Here is an 18,081-nt window from a genome sequence, read left to right as displayed (position 1 = left end):
AGATTATGGCTGTTTGCTCGATCATGGGGCTTCCCCTCTGCCCAATCGTACTTGAGCTTTCCTGCTTGAAAGCAGAAAAAATGATAAAAAAGGGTACCTATCATTACCAAAGACTACCGAATCTGTGTGGTCGATAGCAATGAAAGGCTTCGTGACGAACTTGGCGTCACGAAGTCTCAAGTCTCGGAGCGCAAGGGTGACAGCAAAGCAGCGAAGTGGTACGGCTCTTACCCGTTTATTTGATTTTGTTTCTTGCTGCTTTGGAATGAATCCGTTCCATTCAGGCGAAATATTCATCCTGGCGCAGATAACGCCACTGTCCGACCGGCAGATGGCCCAGCGGAACGCTGCCGATGCGCACCCGCTTCAGGCCGACGACCTTCAGGCCGACCGCCTCGCACATGCGCCGGATCTGACGTTTCCTGCCTTCACGCAGCACGAAACGCAGTTGATCTTCGTTCTGCCAGCTGACCTTGCAGGGACGAAGCTGCTTGCCGTCCAGGCTCAGGCCGTGGTTGAGCAGCGCCAGGTCCTCGTCGGGCAGGCGGCCCTCGCGGGTGTATTCGACCCGGACCAGATATTCCTTTTCCACCTCGGATTCATCGCCGATCAGCTGGCGGGCGACCCGGCCGTCCTGGGTCAATACCAGCAGACCGACAGAATCGATGTCGAGCCGGCCGGCCGGAGCGAGGTTTCGCAGATGGCCCGGATGCCAGCGCAGACCGGAACGATCCTCCGCCCACTGATTTTCCGGACGAATCAGCGCGACGGCCGGCTCATACCCGTCCTCGGCCTGGCCGCTGACATGGCCGATCGGCTTGTTCAGCAGGATGGTGACGCGACGGGCCTGTTCCTTGTGCGCCCGTTCATCCACCTCGATGCGATCGCCGGGCAGCACCCGCTGACCCAGCACCGCCGGCTCGCCGTTGACGCTGACCCAGCCGGCCTCGATCCATTCGTCGGCCTCGCGGCGCGAGGCCAGGCCGAGCGCGGTCATGCGCTTGGACAGGCGCTCGCCGTCCTGCTCGGGCCGAGCAGGGGCGGTGGCGGCTGCAGCCGCTTCCACCATCTGCCGGGCCAGCTGCGGGTTGGCCACGCTGCGCAGCGGCCGTGCGGCGGGATCGCGCTGCACGGGCGGGCGATCCTGGCGCTGCTGCGGGCGGCCGGTGTCCGGATTGCGGCTGGCGCGCTCAAGGATCTGGCGCGCACGCTCGGCATTGCCGACGCTGCGCAGCGGCGAGGCCGGTGCCTCGATGCCCGGACGGCCCGGGCGTGCGGCACGCGGATCGCGGCGATCGCCATGACGCGGATCTTCGCGGCGGGGCTCTCGGCGGGCGTCGTGACGTGGATCCTGACGGGGATCGCGCCGAGCCTCCCGGGGATCGCGGCCGGAACGGGCCTCGCGCGGGTCACGCGGGTCGCGCGAATCGCGGGCGTCGCGCGGGCCGGGTCGGCCCCCTGGGCGGCGCTCGTCCTGCCAGCGCGGCGTCTCGGACGGGGCCGGGCGCCGGGCCAGCTCCTCGGCCTGGCGGGCGCGCTGCTCCTGGGCCTCGGCCAGCGTCGGGCGCTGGCGCATGCCGCTGCTGCGCAGCGGCCGGTTGCGGGAGGAGGGGATGTCGGCGCCGGCGCCGGGTTTCTTTTTCAGTGTGAGCGTGACCATGTCGTGTTTTGACAGCTTGGCCTGAAGCTGGGCAGAAGGGAGCCGCCACAGGCCTGTGCTATCTTCAATCGCAGTATTGAACAACAGAGAGATGCCCCGTCAATCGGGGCGTTTTCTTGTCCGAGCCTCAGGAAAGGGTTGATTGCGTGGATATCGTGATGTTGTTGAAGGCGGCGGTGATGGGCATCGTCGAGGGGTTGACCGAGTTCCTGCCGATCTCGAGCACCGGCCACCTGATCCTGGCCGGCCAGCTGCTCGGCATGCAGGACCACATGAGCGAGGCCACCGTCAAGGTCTTCGACATCGCCATCCAGACCGGTGCGATCTTTGCGGTCATCCTGGTCTACTGGCAGCGTCTGTCAGGGACCGTCACCCATCTGGGCAGCAGCCGTGACGCGCGCCGCTTCGCGCTGAACGTGCTGATCGGCTTCCTGCCGGCGGTGGTGCTGGGCCTGCTGATCGGCAAGATGGTCAAGGCCCATCTGTTCACGCCCATCATCGTCGCTTCCGCCTTCATCGTCGGCGGCTTGATCATCCTGTGGGCCGAGCGCCGTCCGGCCAGCGCGGTGAGGGTGCACTCGGTCGACGACATGACGGCGCTGGATGCGCTGAAGGTCGGCCTGGTGCAGTGCTTCGCGATGATTCCCGGCACCAGCCGCTCGGGCTCGACCATCATCGGCGGCATGCTGATGGGCCTGTCGCGCCAGACCGCGACCGACTTCAGCTTCTTCCTCGGCATTCCGACGCTGATCGGCGCCGGCGCCTACAGCCTGCTGAAGGAGCGCGAGCACCTGTCGATGGCCGACGCGCCGATGTTCCTCGTCGGCCTGGTGTTCTCCTTCCTGTCGGCCTGGCTGTGCGTGCGCTGGCTGCTGAAGTATGTCGCGACGCACGATTTCGTGCCCTTTGCCTGGTACCGGATCGGCTTCGGTCTGCTGATCCTGGTGACCTCCTACACGGGCGTGGTCAACTGGACCGAGTGAAGACCAGATCCCAGACGCCGTGGCCGAGCTTCAGGCCACGGTTCTCGAACTTGGTCAGCGGCCGGTAGTCCGGCTTCGGCGCATAGCCCTCGGCGGTGTTGGCCAGCTGCGGCTCGGCCGACAGCACCTCCAGCATCTGCTCGGCATAGGGCTGCCAGTCGGTCGCGCAGTGCAGGTAGCCGCCCGGCGCGAGCCGGGTGACCAGGCGGGCGACGAACTCCGGCTGGATCAGCCTGCGCTTGTTGTGCTTCTTCTTGTGCCACGGATCGGGAAAGAAGATGTGCACGCCGGCGAGCTGGCCCGGCGCGATCATGTGCTCGAGCACCTCGACCGCGTCGTGCTGGACGATGCGCAGGTTGCCCAGCTCGCGCTCGTCGATCAGCTTGAGCAGCGCGCCCACGCCGGGCGTGTGCACCTCGACGCCGAGAAAGTCGGTGTCAGGGCGGTTCGCGGCGATCTCCGCGGTGGCCCCGCCCATGCCGAAGCCGATCTCCAGCACCAGCGGCGCGCTGCGGCCCCAGACGGCTGCGGCGTCGAGCGGCTCGGCGCGGTAGGGCAGGCAGAAGCGCGGGCCGAGTTCCTCGAGCGCACGGATCTGGCCGGTGCCCATGCGGCCGGCGCGCACCACGAAGCTGCGGATCGCGCGGCGCGGTGCGCCTTCGGTGGAGGTGTCGTCGGCATCCGCGCCGATCGGTTCGAGGGTGGGCTGGGAGTCGTTCATGGAATGCGAAGCGCCGCATGCGACAGTGCGGCGCGTGAATATTTCAAGATGAAACCCCGGAAACAGGGGCTTTCAGCACTGGACAGGAAGAAACCGGCGATATTGACCTGTCGGGGGTCATTCGGGCCGGCTAGGCTCAGAGGATGCGCGATTCTGCACCAAGCCCGGACCGGCCCGGGCACGATGACGCTGCCGCCGGACTTCTCGACCGCCGTCGCTGCCTGGGCCGTCTGGCCGCTCTGGCGCTGGCCGGCGGTGCTGTCCCGGCGCACGCGGCCCGGCGCCGCCCGGGCCGGGACAGCGCCGCAGCCAGCCTGCCGGCACCGGTCGACCAGATGCCCGCGGTGCTGCGGCAGGCGCTCGAGTCCAGCGGTCTGCCGCTGGAGAGCTTCGGCCTGCACGCGCAGCCGCTCGATGGCGGCGAGGCGCTGCTGTCCTGGCAGGCCGCGCGGCCCTTCGTGCTGGCCTCGACCTCGAAGCTGCTGACCTCGATGGCGGCGCTGGACCTGCTCGGTCCGGCCTACTGCTGGCGCACCCGCGCCTACCTGAGCGGTCCGTTGACCCAGGGCCGGCTGCTGGGCGATCTGGTGATCCGCGGTGGTGGCGACGCGATGCTGACCAGCGCCGATCTGCTGCAGTGGTTCCGGGAGATCCAGACCCAGGGCCTGCGCGAGGTCTGGGGCGACATCGTCATCAATCGCGAGGCCTTCCGGCTGCGGCCCGAGGATCTGGCGACCACGCCGGAGCCGACGCCGGAGCGGCCGCACCATGTTCGTCCGGATGCGCTGGCGCTCGACGCCGGCGTGGTGCGGGTGGCGCTGCGCAGCGACGCGGGCGGGCGCACCGACATCGAGGTCACTCCGCCGCTGCACGATGTGCGGCTGGTCAACAGCCTGGGGCGGGGCGGTGGCTGCGCGGCCAGCGCGGTGCTGCGCGACGATGGTTCGCAGCTGCAGCCTCAGCTGCAGGTCAGCGGTCAGTGGTCGCCACGCTGTGGCGCGCAGCAGATCCGCTTCGCGCCGGTGGGCGTGCGCGATCTGGGTGCCCGTGCCATCGAGGGCCTGTGGCTGCAGGCGGGCGGCGTGCTGCGCGGCCGGGTGGTCGAACATGACGGCGGCACCCCGACGCCCTGGCGTGCCACCGAGGCCGGTGGTGGCGCGGCGCCGTTCGCCGAGCATCTGTCGGCGCCGCTGTCGGTGCAGCTGCGCGAGATGAACAAGCGCAGCGACAACCTGATCGCACGTCATCTGATGCTGAGCCTGGCGCCGGACTTTCCCGATCGTTCGGCCACCGCCGAGGCGGCGCGGCTGCGCATGCGTGACTGGCTGCGCCGGCGCGGCGGGCTGCGCGACGAGGCGGTCGTCGGGCTGGACACCGGCTCCGGCCTGTCGCGGCTGGAGCGCGCCACGCCGCAGGCCTTCGTTCACCTGCTGCAGCGCGCGGCCCGCGGGCCGCACTGGAAGCTGCTGCAGCGCACGCTGCCGGTGGCCGGCGTGGACGGCACGCTGGAGGGCCGACTGCGCGGCAGCGCCGCCCAGGGCCGCGCCTGGCTGAAGACCGGCACCCTGCTCGACACCCGTGGCCTGGCCGGCTGCGTGCAGACCCGGGGCGGACGCATGATCGCGGTCACGCTGCTGGCCCATCATCCGGACCAGAACCTGATCGCCGCTGCGGTGCCGGCGCTGGATGCCTGTGTCGACTGGATCGCGCATCTGGCATAATCGCCAACCAGCCGATGCGCACCCGGGCGGGTGTAGTTCAATGGCAGAACGGCAGCTTCCCAAGCTTCATACGAGGGTTCGATTCCCTTCACCCGCTCCAGTCCTTGCCGGCCTTGCCGCCTTCTTCCCCAGCCCCTGCAGCTCTCATGGCTTCAGGGGCTGTGTCATTTTGCGAAGCATGAAGACTGTCCTGCCCCCTTCTCGCCGTGCCCTGCTGGGTGCGCTGTTCCTGATGCTGGCTGCACCGGTCCTGCCGGTTGCGGCGCATGACTTCAAGGCCGGATCGGTGGTCGTCGATCATCCCTACGCGGCACCGACGCCCGCAGGCGCGCGCAGCGGCGCGGTCTATTTCCGGATGCTGACGAACGAGGGCCGCCAGCCCGACCGGCTGCTGAGCGCACGCAGCCCGGTGGCCGCGCGCGTCGAGATCCACGAGAGCACGATGGAGGGCGACGTGATGCGCATGCGCGCGCTGCCGGCGCTGGAGCTCGCGCCCGGCGCGGCGGTGCCGCTGCGTCACGGCGGGCGTCACCACCTGATGCTGATGGAGCTGAAGCAGCCGCTGCGCGACGGCGACCGTTTCCCGGTCACGCTGGTGTTCGAGCGCGGCGGCAGCACCGAGGTGATGGTCGACGTGCATCCGGTGCGTGCGGCCCGCACGTCTGCGGGCGGCACGGCGCATCACTGAACCGGGCGATCCGGCTCAATGGAAGGCGCGGTCGAGCCGGAAGCGGCTGACCGATCCGGTCAGCCGGCGCGCTTCGTCCTCCAGGCTGGCGGTGGCCTGGCTGGACTGCTCGGCCAGCGTGACATTGGCATCGCCGGCCTTGGACAGCATCTCCACCGCCTCGCCGAGCTGGGCGATGCCCGAGGTCTGCGCGAAGGTGGTTTCCCAGATGTCCTTGACCAGGCGGTTCATCGTCTCGACCTGCGTGGCCATGTCGACGATGGCGCGGGCGGTGCCGGCGGCCAGATCGGTGCCGCTGCCGACCTGGCGGGTGCTGTCGGCCGCCAGCGTGCGGATCTCGCGTGCGGCCATCGAGGAGCGCTGCGCCAGCATGCGCACCTCGGTGGCGACCACCGCGAAGCCGCGGCCCTGATCCCCGGCCCGCGCGGCCTCGACCGCCGCGTTCAGCGCCAGCAGATTGGTCTGGAAGGCGATCGACTCGATCACGCCGACGATCTCGCTGACCCGGGCCGACGAGGCGGCGATGCCGCTCATCGTCTCGCTCATGCGCCCCATCGCTTCCTGGCCGCGTCGTGCCGCCGTCTCGACGCTCTCGACCAGTCCGGCCGCCTGCTCGGCCGCCTGGGCGCTGTGGCTGATCATTCGCGTCACTTCGGCCAGATTGCCGCGCACATGGCCGAGCTCGTCCAGATGGCCGGCGGTGCGGCTCTTCAGGTCGAGGTTGCCGGCATGGATCTGCGCGCAGACGCTGGCCATGCGCAGGCTGCCCTGGCGCAGCTCGGACACCATGTCGCCGAGCTGGGTGCGCATGCGCTCGAGCGACTGCAGCAGCCGCGCGGTCTCGTCGCTACCCTCGACCGCGACCTGGCGGCTCAGGTCGCCGCCGGCCACCGCCTCGGCGAGGTCGACCGCCTGGTCGAGCGGGCGGGTCACCGAGCGGGCGAGCTGCCAGCTCAGCAGTCCGAGACCCAGCACCGACAGGCCGAGCAGCAGGAGCTGCAGGCTGCGACCCCGCTCCACGGTGGCATCGAACTCGGCCATCGACTGGCTGCTCAGCGCGTTGCCGCGAACCACGGTCACATCCACCGCGGCCCGGTGCTTGAGATAGAGCGCGTGCACCACGCCGAGCTGCTGCCGGGCCGCATCCGGATCACCGGCGTCCAAGCTGGCGAGCATGAGCTGCGCGGCGCCGATGAGCTCGACCGCCGCCTGATGCTGGGCGCCGAGCAGATCCTGCTCGAGACCGAAGGGTGGATTGGCCTGCCAGTGACTGACCCGGGCCTGATATTCCTTGTCCAGTCGGGCCAGCTCGCTCTTGGCCTGAGCGGTGTCGAGCCGACCTTCGAGCGCCTGCGACAGCAGCAGGCGCATCTCGATCAGGTACATCGGCGGGGGCAGGATGTCGGCGACCACGTCCTTGGCAACAAAGGCGCGCTGGCTGGCCTGCGACAGCCGGGATTCGCTCCACAGGCCGGTCAGCGCGCAGGCCGAGACGGCGGTGATGCCGATCGCGGCCATCGCGATCTGGCGGGTCCGGACGGATATGCTGTTCAGGAAGGTCATCGGGCGGCTATCCGTGGCAAGAGTCCTGTCCGACATCGGCGACAGGTTCTGCCCGGATGGAGCCGTTTCCATTCAAGCCATGTCCTGAGCTGCCGGACATGGCGCAGTGTCACTGCCTCGCGGATGCCCGAATCGGCAGATAAGAACGGGAATCGGCTGAGATTGACGCAGCCTGGTGCGGATGGCACCAGAAGTGTGCGTTTGTCTTCAGTGGCTGCCTTGACGGTCTCAGCTGCCCAGCAGCGCCGCGCGCGTCAGCAGCAGCACCTGGTCATGGCCGGCGCTGGTCTCCAGCCAGATCGCCTCGAGCTGCGGGAAGGCGGCCTCGAAATGCTCGCGCTCGTTGCCGATCTCCAGCACCAGCACCGCGTCGGGCGACATGCGCGCCGGCGCGTCCTTCAGCAGCTGACGCACGAAGTCCATGCCGTCGCTGCCACCGGCCAGCGCGATCTGCGGCTCGGCCAGGTATTCGGGGGGCAGTGCCGCCATCGACGCGGCGTTGACATAGGGCGGGTTGCACAGGATCAGGTCGTAGGGCCCGGCCAGCGCGGGCGCGCTCAGGCCGTCGCTCTCGACCAGGCGGATGCGCCCGGCCAGGCCGTGGCGGTCGACGTTGAGGCGTGCCACCGCCAGTGCGTCCGGGGAAATGTCTGCGGCGTCGACCTCGATGTCGGGGAAGGCCATCGCCGACAGCACCGCCAGGCTGCCGTTGCCGGTGCACAGGTCCAGCACCCGGCGGGTGTCGGGCGAGAGCCAGGCGTCGAGCTCGGCGCCCAGATCGGCGTCGGCCAGCAGCTCGGCGATGAAGGAGCGCGGCACGATGACCCGCTCGTCGACATGGAAGGGCACGCCCTGCAGCCAGGCCTCGCCGGTCAGGTAGGCGGCCGGGCGGCGGCTGTCGATGCGGCGCTGCACCAGCGACTCGACCTGCGCGGCGGCCTCAGGGGTCACCGCGTCGTCCGCGACCTCGTCGAGCGCGTGCAGCGGGTGGCCGAGCTGCCACAGCACCAGCCAGGCGGCCTCGTCGAAGGCGTTGGTCGTGCCGTGGCCGAAGCTCACGCCGGCGGCGTCGAGCCGCGCGGCCATCGCCTCGACGAGCTGCAGCGTGGTGAGCGGGGCGGCGGCGGGGGAAAGGGTCGAAGTCATGCGAGCAGGCGCTCCAGCGTGCGCAGGTAGATGTCCTTGAGCGGGCCGAGCGCGGAGAGTTCGCAGTTCTCGTCGATCTTGTGGATGGTGGCGTTGACCGGGCCGAACTCGACCACCTGCGGGCAGATGCGCGCGATGAAGCGGCCGTCGGAGGTGCCGCCGCTGGTGGAGAGCTCGGTCTCCAGGCCGGTGATGTCGCGGATCGCGCCGGCCAGCGCCTCGACCAGCGGGCCCGGCCGGGTCAGGAAGGGCCGCCCGCTCAGGCTCCAGTCGAGCCGGTAGTCCAGGCCGTGGCGGTCGAGCACCTCGTGCACCCGCGCCTGCAGGCCCTCGGGCGTCGACTCGGTCGAGAAGCGGAAGTTGAAGTCGGCCACCAGCTCGCCCGGAATGACGTTGGTGGCGCCGGTGCCGGCGTTCAGGTTGGAGATCTGCCAGCTCGTCGGCGGGAAGTGGTCGTTGCCGGCGTCCCAGACGACGGCGGCCAGCTCGGCCAGCGCCGGCATCGCCAGGTGGATCGGGTTCTTCGCCAGATGCGGATAGGCGATGTGGCCCTGCACGCCGCGCACCGTCAGCCGGCCCGACATCGAGCCGCGCCGGCCGTTCTTGACCATGTCGCCCAGGCGCTCGACCGAGGTCGGCTCGCCGACGATGCAGGCGTCGAGCCGCTCGCCGCGGGCCTCCAGCCAGTCGCAGACCTTGACCGTGCCGTCGCGTGCCGGGCCTTCCTCGTCGCTGGTGAGCAGGAAGGCGATCGCGCCGCGGTGGTCGGGACGGGCGGCGACGAACTCGCGCACCGCCTCGACCATCGCCGCCAGCGAGGTCTTCATGTCGGCGCTGCCCCGGCCCCAGAGGCGGCCGTCGCGGTGCGTCGGCACGAAGGGGTCGGAACTCCACAGTTCGACCGGGCCGGTGGGCACCACATCGGTGTGGCCGGCGAAGACCAGCGTCGGGCCGTCGCCGCCGCTGCCCTGGCGCTTGGCCCAGAGGTTGCTGACGCGGAAGTCGTCCGGGCCGAAGGGCAGGTCGTGGCAGTCGAAGCCGAGCGGGCGCAGCTCGGCGGCGATCAGCGCCTGGCAGCCGGCGTCGTCGGGCGTGACCGAGCGGCGGGCGATGAGCTGCTCGAGCAGCGTGAGGGTGGGCAGGTGCATGGAAAAGGGAACGGAAGTGGCTCAGCGCTGCTTGGCGGGAAAGGGGCGCGGCGTGAGGCCGACGGCTGCGCGGCCCGGCGGGGTGACGCCGCTCATCGGCATCGTGCCGGTTGCCGCGCCGCGGCGCGGCTCGGGCACCACGTCGAGTTCGATCTCGGTGAAGGACGGGCCGGCCTCGGCCTCGGGCTCCTCGTCGGCGCTGCGGCGTCCGGGCGCCATGTCGTTCTGCAGCCGCCACAGCAGATTGGTCGGCGAGTCGGCATGGGCCACGCCCTCGTCGCGGGTGACCAGACCCTCGGTGATCAGCCGGGCGATGTCCTGCTCGAAGGTCTGCGAGCCCTCGGCCATCAGCCGCTCCATCGCGTCCTTGACGCCGGAGAGGTTGCCCTGGTCGATCATCTCGGAGACCAGCTGGGTGTTGAGCAGCACCTCGACCGCCGGCATGCGGCCGCCCTGGGTCGAGCGCAGCAGCCGCTGCGAGACGATCGCGCGCAGGCCGGCGGCCAGATCGGACTGCAGCGCCGGCCGCGCCTCGGGCGAGTAGAACGACAGGATGCGGCCCAGCGCATGGTGGCTGTTGTTGGCATGCATCGTCGACAGCACCAGGTGGCCGGAGAGCGCGTAGGACAGCGCCGCGCTCATCGTCTCGCGGTCGCGGATCTCGCCGATGAAGATGCAGTCCGGCGCCTGCCGCATCGCGTTCTTCAGGCCGATCTGCAGCGACTGCACGTCGCGGCCGACCTCGCGCTGGTTCACCACCGACTTGTGGTTGGTGAACAGGAACTCGATCGGATCCTCGATGGTCAGGATGTGCCCGGCGACCTGGCGGTTGCGGTGCTGGATCATCGAGGCCATCGTGGTGCTCTTGCCGGTGCCGGTGGCGCCGACCATCAGCACCAGACCGCGCTTGGCCAGCGCGAGCGTCGCCAGGATGTCGGGCAGGCTGAGCGTCTCCAGCGCCGGGATCTCGGTCGGCATGAAGCGGAACACGCCGGCGATGGTGCCGCGCTGCTTGAAGGCCGACAGCCGGAAGGTGCCCAGCCCGGTGATCGGCACGCCGACATTGAGCTCGCCGGTCTCGTCGAGCTCCTCGAGCTGGGTGGCGCCGAGCACCTCGGCCAGCAGCTGGCGCGGCTGGTTCGCGCCCAGCGGTTCCTGCGTGAGCTGCAGGATCTGGCCGTGGATCTTGATCAGCACCGGCATGTTGGCCGACAGGAACACGTCGGAGGCGCGTTTCTCGGCCATCAGCCGCAGGATGCGCTCCATGTTGCGCGTGCCGTTCATCGTCTTCTTCCCCCTTCGTGTTCCGGTGCGGCGCGGTCGACGCGATCGCTCGGTCGATCCGCGTGGGCGATCAGTCGCGCAGCAGGTCGTTGATGCTGGTCTTCGAGCGGGTCTGCGCGTCGACGCGCTTGACGATGATCGCGGCGTACATGCTGTAGTCGGCGCCGTTGGCGGCCTTCTTCGGCAGGTTGCCGCTCACCACCACCGAGCCCGAGGGCACGCGGCCGTAGGAGATCTCGCCGGTGGCGCGGTCGAAGATCGGGGTCGACTGGCCCAGGTACACGCCCATGCCCAGCACCGAGTGCTCCTCGACGATCACGCCTTCGACCACTTCGGAGCGTGCGCCGATGAAGCAGTTGTCCTCGATGATGGTCGGGTTGGCCTGCAGCGGCTCCAGCACGCCGCCGATGCCGACGCCGCCCGACAGGTGCACGTTCTTGCCGATCTGCGCGCACGAACCCACCGTGGCCCAGGTGTCGACCATGGTGCCGGCGTCCACATAGGCGCCGATGTTGACGTAGGACGGCATCAGGATCGCGCCGGGCGCGACGAAGCTGCCGCGGCGGGCGACGGCCGGCGGCACCACGCGCACGCCGGTGGCGCGCAGCTGCTCCTCCGACAGGCCGCCGAACTTGGTCGGCACCTTGTCGAAGAAGGTCAGGGCGCCTTCGCCCATCACGACGTTGTCGTTCAGGCGGAAGCTCAGCAGTACCGCCTTCTTCAGCCACTGGTGCACCGTCCACTGGCCGACGCCTTCGCGGCTGGCCACGCGCAGGCGGCCGGCGTCGAGCTCGTTGATGGCGTGCGCGACGGCCTCGCGGATCTCGGCCGGCGCGGCGGCGACGGACAGGTTCGCGCGGTCTTCCCAGGCGGCTTCGATGACGGACTGCAGTTGGCTCAGGCTCAGGTCGGACATGGGGATCTTTCGGAAGGAAGGCGGAGGAAGGGGAGGGGCGCCGCAGCGCCCGGGTCGGAACGCAGGGTCAGGACGCGGTGTGGGCGCGGATGAATGCGGCGATGCGGTGCGCGGCCTCCAGGCACTCGTCGACGCCGGCCACCAGCGCCATGCGCACCCGGCCGGCGCCGGGATTGATGCCGTGGGCCTCGCGCGCGAGATAGCTGCCCGGCAGCACCGCGACATTGTATTGAGCCAGCAGCTCGCGGGTGAACGCGGTGTCGCTGCCGCTGCAGACCGCCTCGGGCACCTTGGCCCACAGGTAGAAGCTGGCGTCGGGCAGCGCCACGTCCATCACCTCGGCCAGCACCGGCGTGACCTGCGCGAACTTGCGCCGGTACATCTCGCGGTTCTCGACCACATGCGCCTCGTCGTCCCAGGCGGTGATGCTGGCCTGCTGCACCGTGGTGCTCATCGCGCTGCCGTGGTAGGTGCGGTAGAGCAGGAAGGCCTTCAGCAGCGCCGGGTCGCCGGCGACGAAGCCCGAGCGCAGGCCCGGCACGTTCGAGCGCTTGGACAGGCTGGTCAGCACCACCAGGCGCTCGAGGCCGCGGCCCAGGCGCCTGGCGGCCTGCAGCGCGCCCAGTGGCGGCTCGTCGCGGAAGTAGATCTCGGAATAGCACTCGTCGGAGGCTATGACGAAGCCGTGGCGGTCGGACAGCGCGAAGAGCTGCTCCCATTCCTCCATCGGCACCACCGCGCCGGTCGGGTTGCCGGGCGAGCAGACGAAGAGCAGCTGCGTGCGCGACCAGGTCTCGTCGTCGATCTGCGACCAGTCGGCGGCGAAGTTGCGCGCCGGATCGCTGTTGGCGAAGACCGGCGTGGCGCCCGACAGGTAGGCCGCACCCTCGTAGATCTGATAGAAGGGATTCGGGCAGACGATGACCGGGCCGCCGCGCTCGCGGTCGCGGCTCGGGTCGATGACGGTCTGCGCCAGCGAGAACAGCGCCTCGCGCGAGCCGTTGACCGGCAGGATCTCGGTGTCGGCGTCGAGCGTGACGCCGTAGCGGCGCTCGATCCAGCCGGCGCAGGCGCGGCGCATCGCCGGCAGGCCGGCGGTGGCCGGGTAGGCCGCCAGGCCGTCGAGCGAGCTGGTCAGCGCGAGCTTCAGGAACTCCGGCGTCGGATGCTTGGGCTCGCCGATGCCCAGGCTGATCGGCGCGAGATCCGGGTTCGGTCGGACATCCTTGGTCAGCGCGCGCAGGCGCTCGAAGGGGTAGGGCTGGAGACGCGTGAGCAGGGGGTTCATGGGTGCCGGATTATCCGGTATCCGGCCTGTGTCCGGCTCGCGCCCGGCCCGGTCAGGGCCCGGTGCTATCATCGCGCCCGCCCCGTGATGGATGGTTGCGGGAAAATCACTTTCAGATCAAAGACTTGCGGCCGATGCGCCTGAATTCGATCAAGCTCGCGGGCTTCAAGTCCTTTGCCGATCCGACCCATTTCCAGCTGCCCGGGCAGCTGGTGGGCGTGGTCGGCCCCAACGGCTGCGGCAAGTCCAACATCATGGACGCGGTGCGCTGGGTGCTGGGCGAGAGCAAGGCCAGCGAGCTGCGCGGCGAGTCGATGCAGGACGTGATCTTCAACGGCTCCGGGCAGCGCAAGCCCGCCGCCCGCGCCAGCGTCGAGCTGATCTTCGACAACGCGTCGGCGCGCGCCGGCGGCCAGTGGAACCAGTACGCCGAGATCGCGGTGCGCCGCGTGCTGACCCGCGACGGCACCAGCCAGTACTACATCAACAGCCAGCCGGTGCGCAGGCGCGATGTGCAGGACGTGTTCCTGGGCACGGGCCTGGGCCCGCGCGCCTACGCCATCATCGGGCAGGGCACGATCAGCCGCATCATCGAGTCGCGCCCCGAGGAGCTGCGCCTGTTCCTGGAGGAGGCCGCGGGCGTCTCCAAGTACAAGGAGCGCCGCCGCGAGACCGAGAACCGCCTGAAGGACACCCGCGAGAACCTGACCCGGGTCGAGGACATCCTGCGCGAGCTTGACGCCAACCTCGAGAAGCTCGAGGCGCAGGCGCAGGTGGCGCAGCGCTTCCGCGACCTGCAGCAGGCCGGCACGCTCAAGCTGCACCAGCTCTGGTTCCTGAAGCACCGCGACGCCACCGGCGAGCAGCAGCGGGTGCGCGAGGCGGTGCTGGCGGCGACCAACGCGCTGGAGTCGCGTCTGGCCGAGCTGCGCCGCACCGAGGCGGCGCTGGAGTCGCTGCGCCAGTCGCACCATGAATCGAACGACGCGCTGCATGTCGCCCAGGGCCGTCTGGCCGAGGCGGCGATGCAGGTCAGCCGCCTGGAGGAGCGCATCCGTCATGTGGCCGACGCGCGCCGGCGCAGCCAGCAGCGGCTGATGGAGGCGCAGGCCCAGGCCGCGCAGTGGGTCGAGCGTCAGGCCGAGGCCCAGGCGCAGCTCGAAGACGTGGCTGGTCGCCAGATCGAGGCCGAGGAGCAGGCCGCGGTGCTGGCCGCGCAGCTCGAGGAGCAGGCCGAGGCGCTGCCCGCCGCCGAGGACCGGCTGCGCCAGGCCACGCAGCAGGCCGGCGCCCAGCGGGCCCGCGCCACCGGCGTGCAGCAGCAGATCCAGCTGCTGGCGGCGCAGTCGCGCCACCTCGACGAGCGCCGCCGCGAGCTCGAGCTGCGCCGCGAGCGTCTCGGCACCGAGCGGCGCCAGCTCGCCGCGCCGGATGCCGATCGGCTGGCGCTGCTGCAGGCGCAGCTCGACGAGGCCCGCGATCTGCAGGTTCAGGCCGAGGAGCGGCTGGCCGCGCTGACCGAACAGCTGCCCGAGCTGGAGGAGCAGCGCCGCGCCGCGCAGCAGCTCGCCAGCCAGGAGCAGGCGCGCCGCGCCCAGCTGGCCGCCAAGCTCGACGCGCTGCGTGCGCTGCAGGAGAAGGTGCAGCGCGGTGGCCGGCTGCCGCCCTGGCTGGCGCGTCACGGCCTGGACGGGCTGGCGGCGCTGTGGACCCGGCTGCAGGTCGAGCCGGGCTGGGAAAGCGCGCTGGAGGCGGCGCTGCGCGAGCGTCTGCAGGCGCTGGAGATCGGCCGGGTCGAGACGGTGCGCGCCTTCGAGGCCGATCCGCCGCCGGCGCGGCTGGTGTTCTGCAGCCTGGCCGAGGCCGGCCGCACCGAGGCGCCGGCCGAGGAGGCGCCGCGCCTGCCGCTGCCGACGCTGGCCTCGCGGCTGCGCCTGGGCGATGTGGCGCTGTCCGGGCTGCTGGAGGACTGGCTGGCGGGCTGCCGCACCGCGCCGGATCTGGCCGCGGCGCTCCTGCTGCGCGAGCGGCTGCGCCCGGGCGAGCTGATCCTGACGCCGGCCGGCCATGCGGTCAGCCGTCATGCGGTGGCCTTCCATGCGCCGGACTCCGAGCAGTCCGGCCTGCTGGCGCGCGCGCAGGAGATCGAGCAGCTCGACCGCCAGACCCGCGCGCAGGTGCTGCTGGCCGACGGCGCGCGCGACGCGCATGTGCGTGCCGAGGCTGCCGCCGCCGAGGCCTCGCGCCAGCTCGCCGTCGCCCGGCGCGAGGCGGGCGAGGCGCAGTCGCGCGCGCATCAGCTGCAGGTCGAGGTGCTGCGCCTGGCGCAGCAGGCCGAGCAGGCCACCCGCCGGCGCGAGCAGCTCGACGCCGAGATCGCCGAGATCGACCTGCAGGCCGAGGACATCGAGGAGCGCCGCCAGACCGATCAGGCCCGGCTGGAAGCGCTGGATCTGCAGCTCGGCGACGCGCAGGAGGCGCAGGTCGCCGCCGAGGACCGGGTGCTGGAGGCCGAGCGGCGTCTGAACGATGCCCGCGAGCAGCTGCGCCGGCTCGAGCGCGGCGCGCAGGAGGCGCAGTTCGGTGCCCGCGCGCTGGAGGCGCGCCGCGGCGAGCTGCAGCGCGCGATCGAGACTGCCACGCAGCAGATCCGCGCCGCCACCCAGACCGAGAGCCAGCTGCAGCTCGAGCTCGACGGCTTCGACGAGGCCTCGACCAGCGAGGGCCTGCAGGAGGCGCTGGCGCTGCGCATCGAGCGCGAGCAGGCGCTCTCGGGCGTGCGCTCGCGCCATGAGGAACTCACGCTGCAGCTGCGCCAGCATGACGAGCGCCGCGGCGCGCTCGAGCGCGAGCTGCAGCCGCTGCGCGACGACATCACCCGGCTGCAGCTCGAGGAGCAGGCCGCCTCGCTGGGCGGCGCGCAGTTCATGGAGCAGTTGCAGGCCGCCGGCGTCGATCTGGCGCCGCTCGCCGAGGGCATCGATCGCGACGGCGTGCGCCTGCACGGCCTGCAGGCCGAGATCGACCGGCTGCAGCGCGAGATGAACGCGCTGGGCGCGGTCAACCTGGCCGCGCTCGAGGAGCTGGGCTCGGCGCGCGAGCGCAAGGGCTTCCTGGATGCGCAGAACGCCGACCTGCAGGAGGCGATGCAGACGCTGGAGGAGGCGATCCGCAAGATCGACGCCGAGACGCGCGACCTGCTGCGCAGCACCTTCGAGCGGGTCGACGCCGGCTTCGGCCAGATGTTCCCGTCGCTGTTCGGCGGCGGCACTGCCCGGCTGGTGATGACCGGCGAGGAGATCCTCGACGCCGGCGTGCAGGTCATGGCGCAGCCGCCTGGCAAGAAGAACTCGACCATCCATCTGCTGTCGGGCGGCGAGAAGGCGCTGACCGCCATCGCGCTGGTCTTCGCGATCTTCCAGCTCAATCCTGCGCCGTTCTGCCTGCTCGATGAGGTGGATGCGCCACTGGACGACGCCAATACCGAGCGATATGCCCGTCTCGTGCGCAAGATGTCTGATCAAACGCAGTTCCTGTTCATCTCGCATAACAAAATAGCGATGGAAATGGCAGAACAGCTCATCGGGGTGACAATGCAGGAGCAGGGGGTCTCGCGCATCGTCGCCGTCGACATGGAGGCTGCCGTCTCGATGGCGGACTCATGAGATGAGCCTGTGCCTGGCAGGGCTGCCGCGCTGCGCGAGCAACGACACGACTGAAGACAAGGAAAACAGGGTCCGATGAATTCGCTGCAAATCTGGTTGGCCATCATCGGCGGCTTGGTGCTCGCCGGAGTGATCGGGCATGGTGCCTGGCAGACGCGCCGGGCCGCCGGCCGTGCCCGGCCGACCTCTGCCCCGGCCGGCACCGCCTCCGACACCGCGCCGCTGCCGCCGCCCGATGCGTCCGACTCCGGCCCGGGCACCGTGCCGATGGCGCTCGAGCCGAGCTTCGGTCCGGAGCCGGCCTCCACCCGCCCGACGGTCTTCGATGCGCTGCCGCGCGAGCCGGCCGCCGTGCGGGAGCCGGAGATGCACGCGATCGCGCCTGCTCCGGCGGTCGTGCCGGTGACGCCGATCGAGCAGCGTCTGAGCGAGGTACCGGCCGCGCTGGCGCATGCGCCGCGCCGCCACAGCAGCCCGGCCCGCATCGACGCGCTGATCGACGCGATCGTGCCGATCGGGCTGGACGCGCCGCTGTCGGCCGAGCAGGTGCTCGCGCAGGTGCCGCCGACCCGCCGCGCCGGCAGCAAGCCCTTCCTGATCGAGGGTCGCCATGCCGAGACCGGCCAATGGGAGCCCCTGGCTGCCCCGGCCCGCTACAGCGCGCTGCAGGCTGGCGTGCAGCAGGTCAACCGCGGCGGCGCGATCAACGAGATCGAGTATTCCGAGTTCGTCCAGAAGATCCAGGCCTGCGCCGATGCGCTGGGCGGCGAGGCGCTCTTCCCCGACATGCTCGAGGTGGTGGCGCAGGCCCGGGCGCTCGATCACATCGCGGTCAACCATGACGCCCAGCTGGCGATGCGCCTGCAGGCCCGGCGCGGCAGCTGGCCGCTGAGCTGGGTCCAGCAGCATGCCGCGCGCCATGGCTTCGTCGACGGACCGACGCCGGGCCGGCTGGTGCTGCCCGGCCGCACCGAAGGCGCGCCGCCGGTGCTGGAGCTGTGCCTGGACGCCCAGGCGGCCCTGGCCGACGATCCTGGCCAGGTCTGGGTCGACCAGATGTCGCTGATCTTCGACGTGCCGCAGACGCCGCGCCAGGACCAGCCCTTCAACGCCTGGTGCGCGGCCGGCCAGGCGCTGGCGATCTCGCTGGACGCCGAGGTGACCGATGATTCCGGCCAGCGCCTCCATGCCGAGTCCTTCGCGATGATCCGCGAGGATCTCGACGGCCTGTACGACAAGCTCGAGGAGTTCGGCCTGCCTGCCGGTGCGCCGGTCACGCGCCGCCTGTTCAGCTGAGG

The 18,081-nt window shown here is 70.6% G+C and carries 13 protein-coding genes and 1 tRNA gene; 6 read left to right on the top strand and 8 right to left on the bottom strand.

Features of this window, described 5'->3' with window-relative positions; genetic code table 11:
- Window positions 1–280: 280 nt before the first annotated feature.
- Entirely contained in the window at window positions 281–1,660 is a 1,380-nt protein-coding gene (locus HZU84_RS08045) for a pseudouridine synthase (RefSeq protein WP_149505263.1), read from the bottom strand.
- A 146-nt stretch (window positions 1,661–1,806) separates the two neighbouring features.
- Between HZU84_RS08045 and HZU84_RS08040 the strand changes: the two genes are divergently transcribed.
- The gene (locus HZU84_RS08040) at window positions 1,807–2,643 is read left to right on the top strand and encodes an undecaprenyl-diphosphate phosphatase (RefSeq protein ID WP_149503815.1); all 837 of its coding nucleotides are present in this window, start codon (window positions 1,807–1,809) and stop codon (window positions 2,641–2,643) included.
- Here the strand turns inward: HZU84_RS08040 and trmB are convergent.
- Window positions 2,627–3,364 carry a tRNA (guanosine(46)-N7)-methyltransferase TrmB gene (gene trmB / locus HZU84_RS08035; protein WP_149503814.1) on the bottom strand — a complete coding sequence of 246 codons (738 nt, stop codon included), beginning with the start codon at window positions 3,362–3,364 and terminating at the stop codon, window positions 2,627–2,629. The genes HZU84_RS08040 and trmB overlap by 17 nt on opposite strands.
- 143 nt (window positions 3,365–3,507) lie before the next feature.
- On the opposite strand from trmB, the gene dacB reads away from it, so the two are divergent.
- From dacB to HZU84_RS08020, 3 genes are all read left to right on the top strand, one after another.
- Window positions 3,508–5,085 carry a D-alanyl-D-alanine carboxypeptidase/D-alanyl-D-alanine endopeptidase gene (gene dacB / locus HZU84_RS08030; protein WP_149503813.1) on the top strand — a complete coding sequence of 526 codons (1,578 nt, stop codon included), beginning with the start codon at window positions 3,508–3,510 and terminating at the stop codon, window positions 5,083–5,085.
- A 26-nt stretch (window positions 5,086–5,111) separates the two neighbouring features.
- Window positions 5,112–5,185: transfer RNA gene (locus HZU84_RS08025), tRNA-Gly, on the top strand.
- 78 nt (window positions 5,186–5,263) lie between these two features.
- Entirely contained in the window at window positions 5,264–5,773 is a 510-nt protein-coding gene (locus tag HZU84_RS08020; RefSeq protein WP_149503812.1) for a copper chaperone PCu(A)C, read from the top strand.
- A gap of 15 nt (window positions 5,774–5,788) precedes the next feature.
- Here HZU84_RS08020 and HZU84_RS08015 read toward each other — a convergent pair whose 3' ends face one another.
- From HZU84_RS08015 to dapC, 6 genes are all read right to left on the bottom strand, one after another.
- On the bottom strand, window positions 5,789–7,336 hold the full coding sequence (locus HZU84_RS08015; protein ID WP_180692848.1) for a methyl-accepting chemotaxis protein: 1,548 nt from the start codon (window positions 7,334–7,336) through the stop codon (window positions 5,789–5,791).
- Between the two features lie 228 nt (window positions 7,337–7,564).
- Entirely contained in the window at window positions 7,565–8,482 is a 918-nt protein-coding gene (gene prmB / locus HZU84_RS08010; protein WP_149503810.1) for a 50S ribosomal protein L3 N(5)-glutamine methyltransferase, read from the bottom strand.
- Window positions 8,479–9,630 (bottom strand): succinyl-diaminopimelate desuccinylase, encoded by a 1,152-nt coding sequence (gene dapE / locus HZU84_RS08005; RefSeq protein WP_149503809.1) that lies wholly within the window; start codon window positions 9,628–9,630, stop codon window positions 8,479–8,481. The genes prmB and dapE overlap by 4 nt, the downstream gene beginning before the upstream one ends.
- Window positions 9,631–9,651: 21 nt before the next feature.
- On the bottom strand, window positions 9,652–10,914 hold the full coding sequence (locus tag HZU84_RS08000; protein ID WP_149503808.1) for a PilT/PilU family type 4a pilus ATPase: 1,263 nt from the start codon (window positions 10,912–10,914) through the stop codon (window positions 9,652–9,654).
- Window positions 10,915–10,984: 70 nt separating this feature from the next.
- Window positions 10,985–11,830: a 2,3,4,5-tetrahydropyridine-2,6-dicarboxylate N-succinyltransferase gene (dapD, locus tag HZU84_RS07995; RefSeq protein ID WP_149503807.1), complete on the bottom strand. Its 846-nt coding sequence runs from the start codon at window positions 11,828–11,830 to the stop codon at window positions 10,985–10,987.
- 67 nt (window positions 11,831–11,897) lie between these two features.
- Complete coding sequence (gene dapC / locus HZU84_RS07990) at window positions 11,898–13,118, bottom strand: succinyldiaminopimelate transaminase (RefSeq protein WP_149503806.1); 1,221 nt, start codon at window positions 13,116–13,118, stop codon at window positions 11,898–11,900.
- A 134-nt stretch (window positions 13,119–13,252) separates the two neighbouring features.
- Between dapC and smc the strand changes: the two genes are divergently transcribed.
- Window positions 13,253–16,783, top strand: a complete 3,531-nt coding sequence (smc, locus tag HZU84_RS07985; RefSeq protein WP_180692847.1) for a chromosome segregation protein SMC — start codon at window positions 13,253–13,255, stop codon at window positions 16,781–16,783.
- Between the two features lie 75 nt (window positions 16,784–16,858).
- Entirely contained in the window at window positions 16,859–18,079 is a 1,221-nt protein-coding gene (locus HZU84_RS07980; RefSeq protein ID WP_149503804.1) for a cell division protein ZipA C-terminal FtsZ-binding domain-containing protein, read from the top strand.
- Window positions 18,080–18,081 lie beyond the last annotated feature (2 nt).

This window comes from Sphaerotilus sulfidivorans (assembly GCF_013426975.1).
Classification (GTDB): Bacteria; Pseudomonadota; Gammaproteobacteria; order Burkholderiales; family Burkholderiaceae_C; genus Sphaerotilus; species Sphaerotilus sulfidivorans.
This window is presented reverse-complemented; position numbering and strand designations above follow the sequence as displayed.

Bases quoted from the DNA above. Each gene is read 5' to 3' on its own strand.
- HZU84_RS08045 (WP_149505263.1), bottom strand. From the start codon at position 1,660: ATGGTCACGCTCACACTGAAAAAGAAACCCGGCGCCGGCGCCGACATC.
- trmB (WP_149503814.1), bottom strand. From the start codon at position 3,364: ATGAACGACTCCCAGCCCACCCTCGAACCGATCGGCGCGGATGCCGAC.
- dacB (WP_149503813.1), top strand. From the start codon at position 3,508: ATGCGCGATTCTGCACCAAGCCCGGACCGGCCCGGGCACGATGACGCT.
- HZU84_RS08020 (WP_149503812.1), top strand. From the start codon at position 5,264: ATGAAGACTGTCCTGCCCCCTTCTCGCCGTGCCCTGCTGGGTGCGCTG.
- HZU84_RS08015 (WP_180692848.1), bottom strand. From the start codon at position 7,336: ATGACCTTCCTGAACAGCATATCCGTCCGGACCCGCCAGATCGCGATG.
- prmB (WP_149503810.1), bottom strand. From the start codon at position 8,482: ATGACTTCGACCCTTTCCCCCGCCGCCGCCCCGCTCACCACGCTGCAG.
- dapE (WP_149503809.1), bottom strand. From the start codon at position 9,630: ATGCACCTGCCCACCCTCACGCTGCTCGAGCAGCTCATCGCCCGCCGC.
- HZU84_RS08000 (WP_149503808.1), bottom strand. From the start codon at position 10,914: ATGAACGGCACGCGCAACATGGAGCGCATCCTGCGGCTGATGGCCGAG.
- dapD (WP_149503807.1), bottom strand. From the start codon at position 11,830: ATGTCCGACCTGAGCCTGAGCCAACTGCAGTCCGTCATCGAAGCCGCC.
- dapC (WP_149503806.1), bottom strand. From the start codon at position 13,118: ATGAACCCCCTGCTCACGCGTCTCCAGCCCTACCCCTTCGAGCGCCTG.
- smc (WP_180692847.1), top strand. From the start codon at position 13,253: ATGCGCCTGAATTCGATCAAGCTCGCGGGCTTCAAGTCCTTTGCCGAT.
- HZU84_RS07980 (WP_149503804.1), top strand. From the start codon at position 16,859: ATGAATTCGCTGCAAATCTGGTTGGCCATCATCGGCGGCTTGGTGCTC.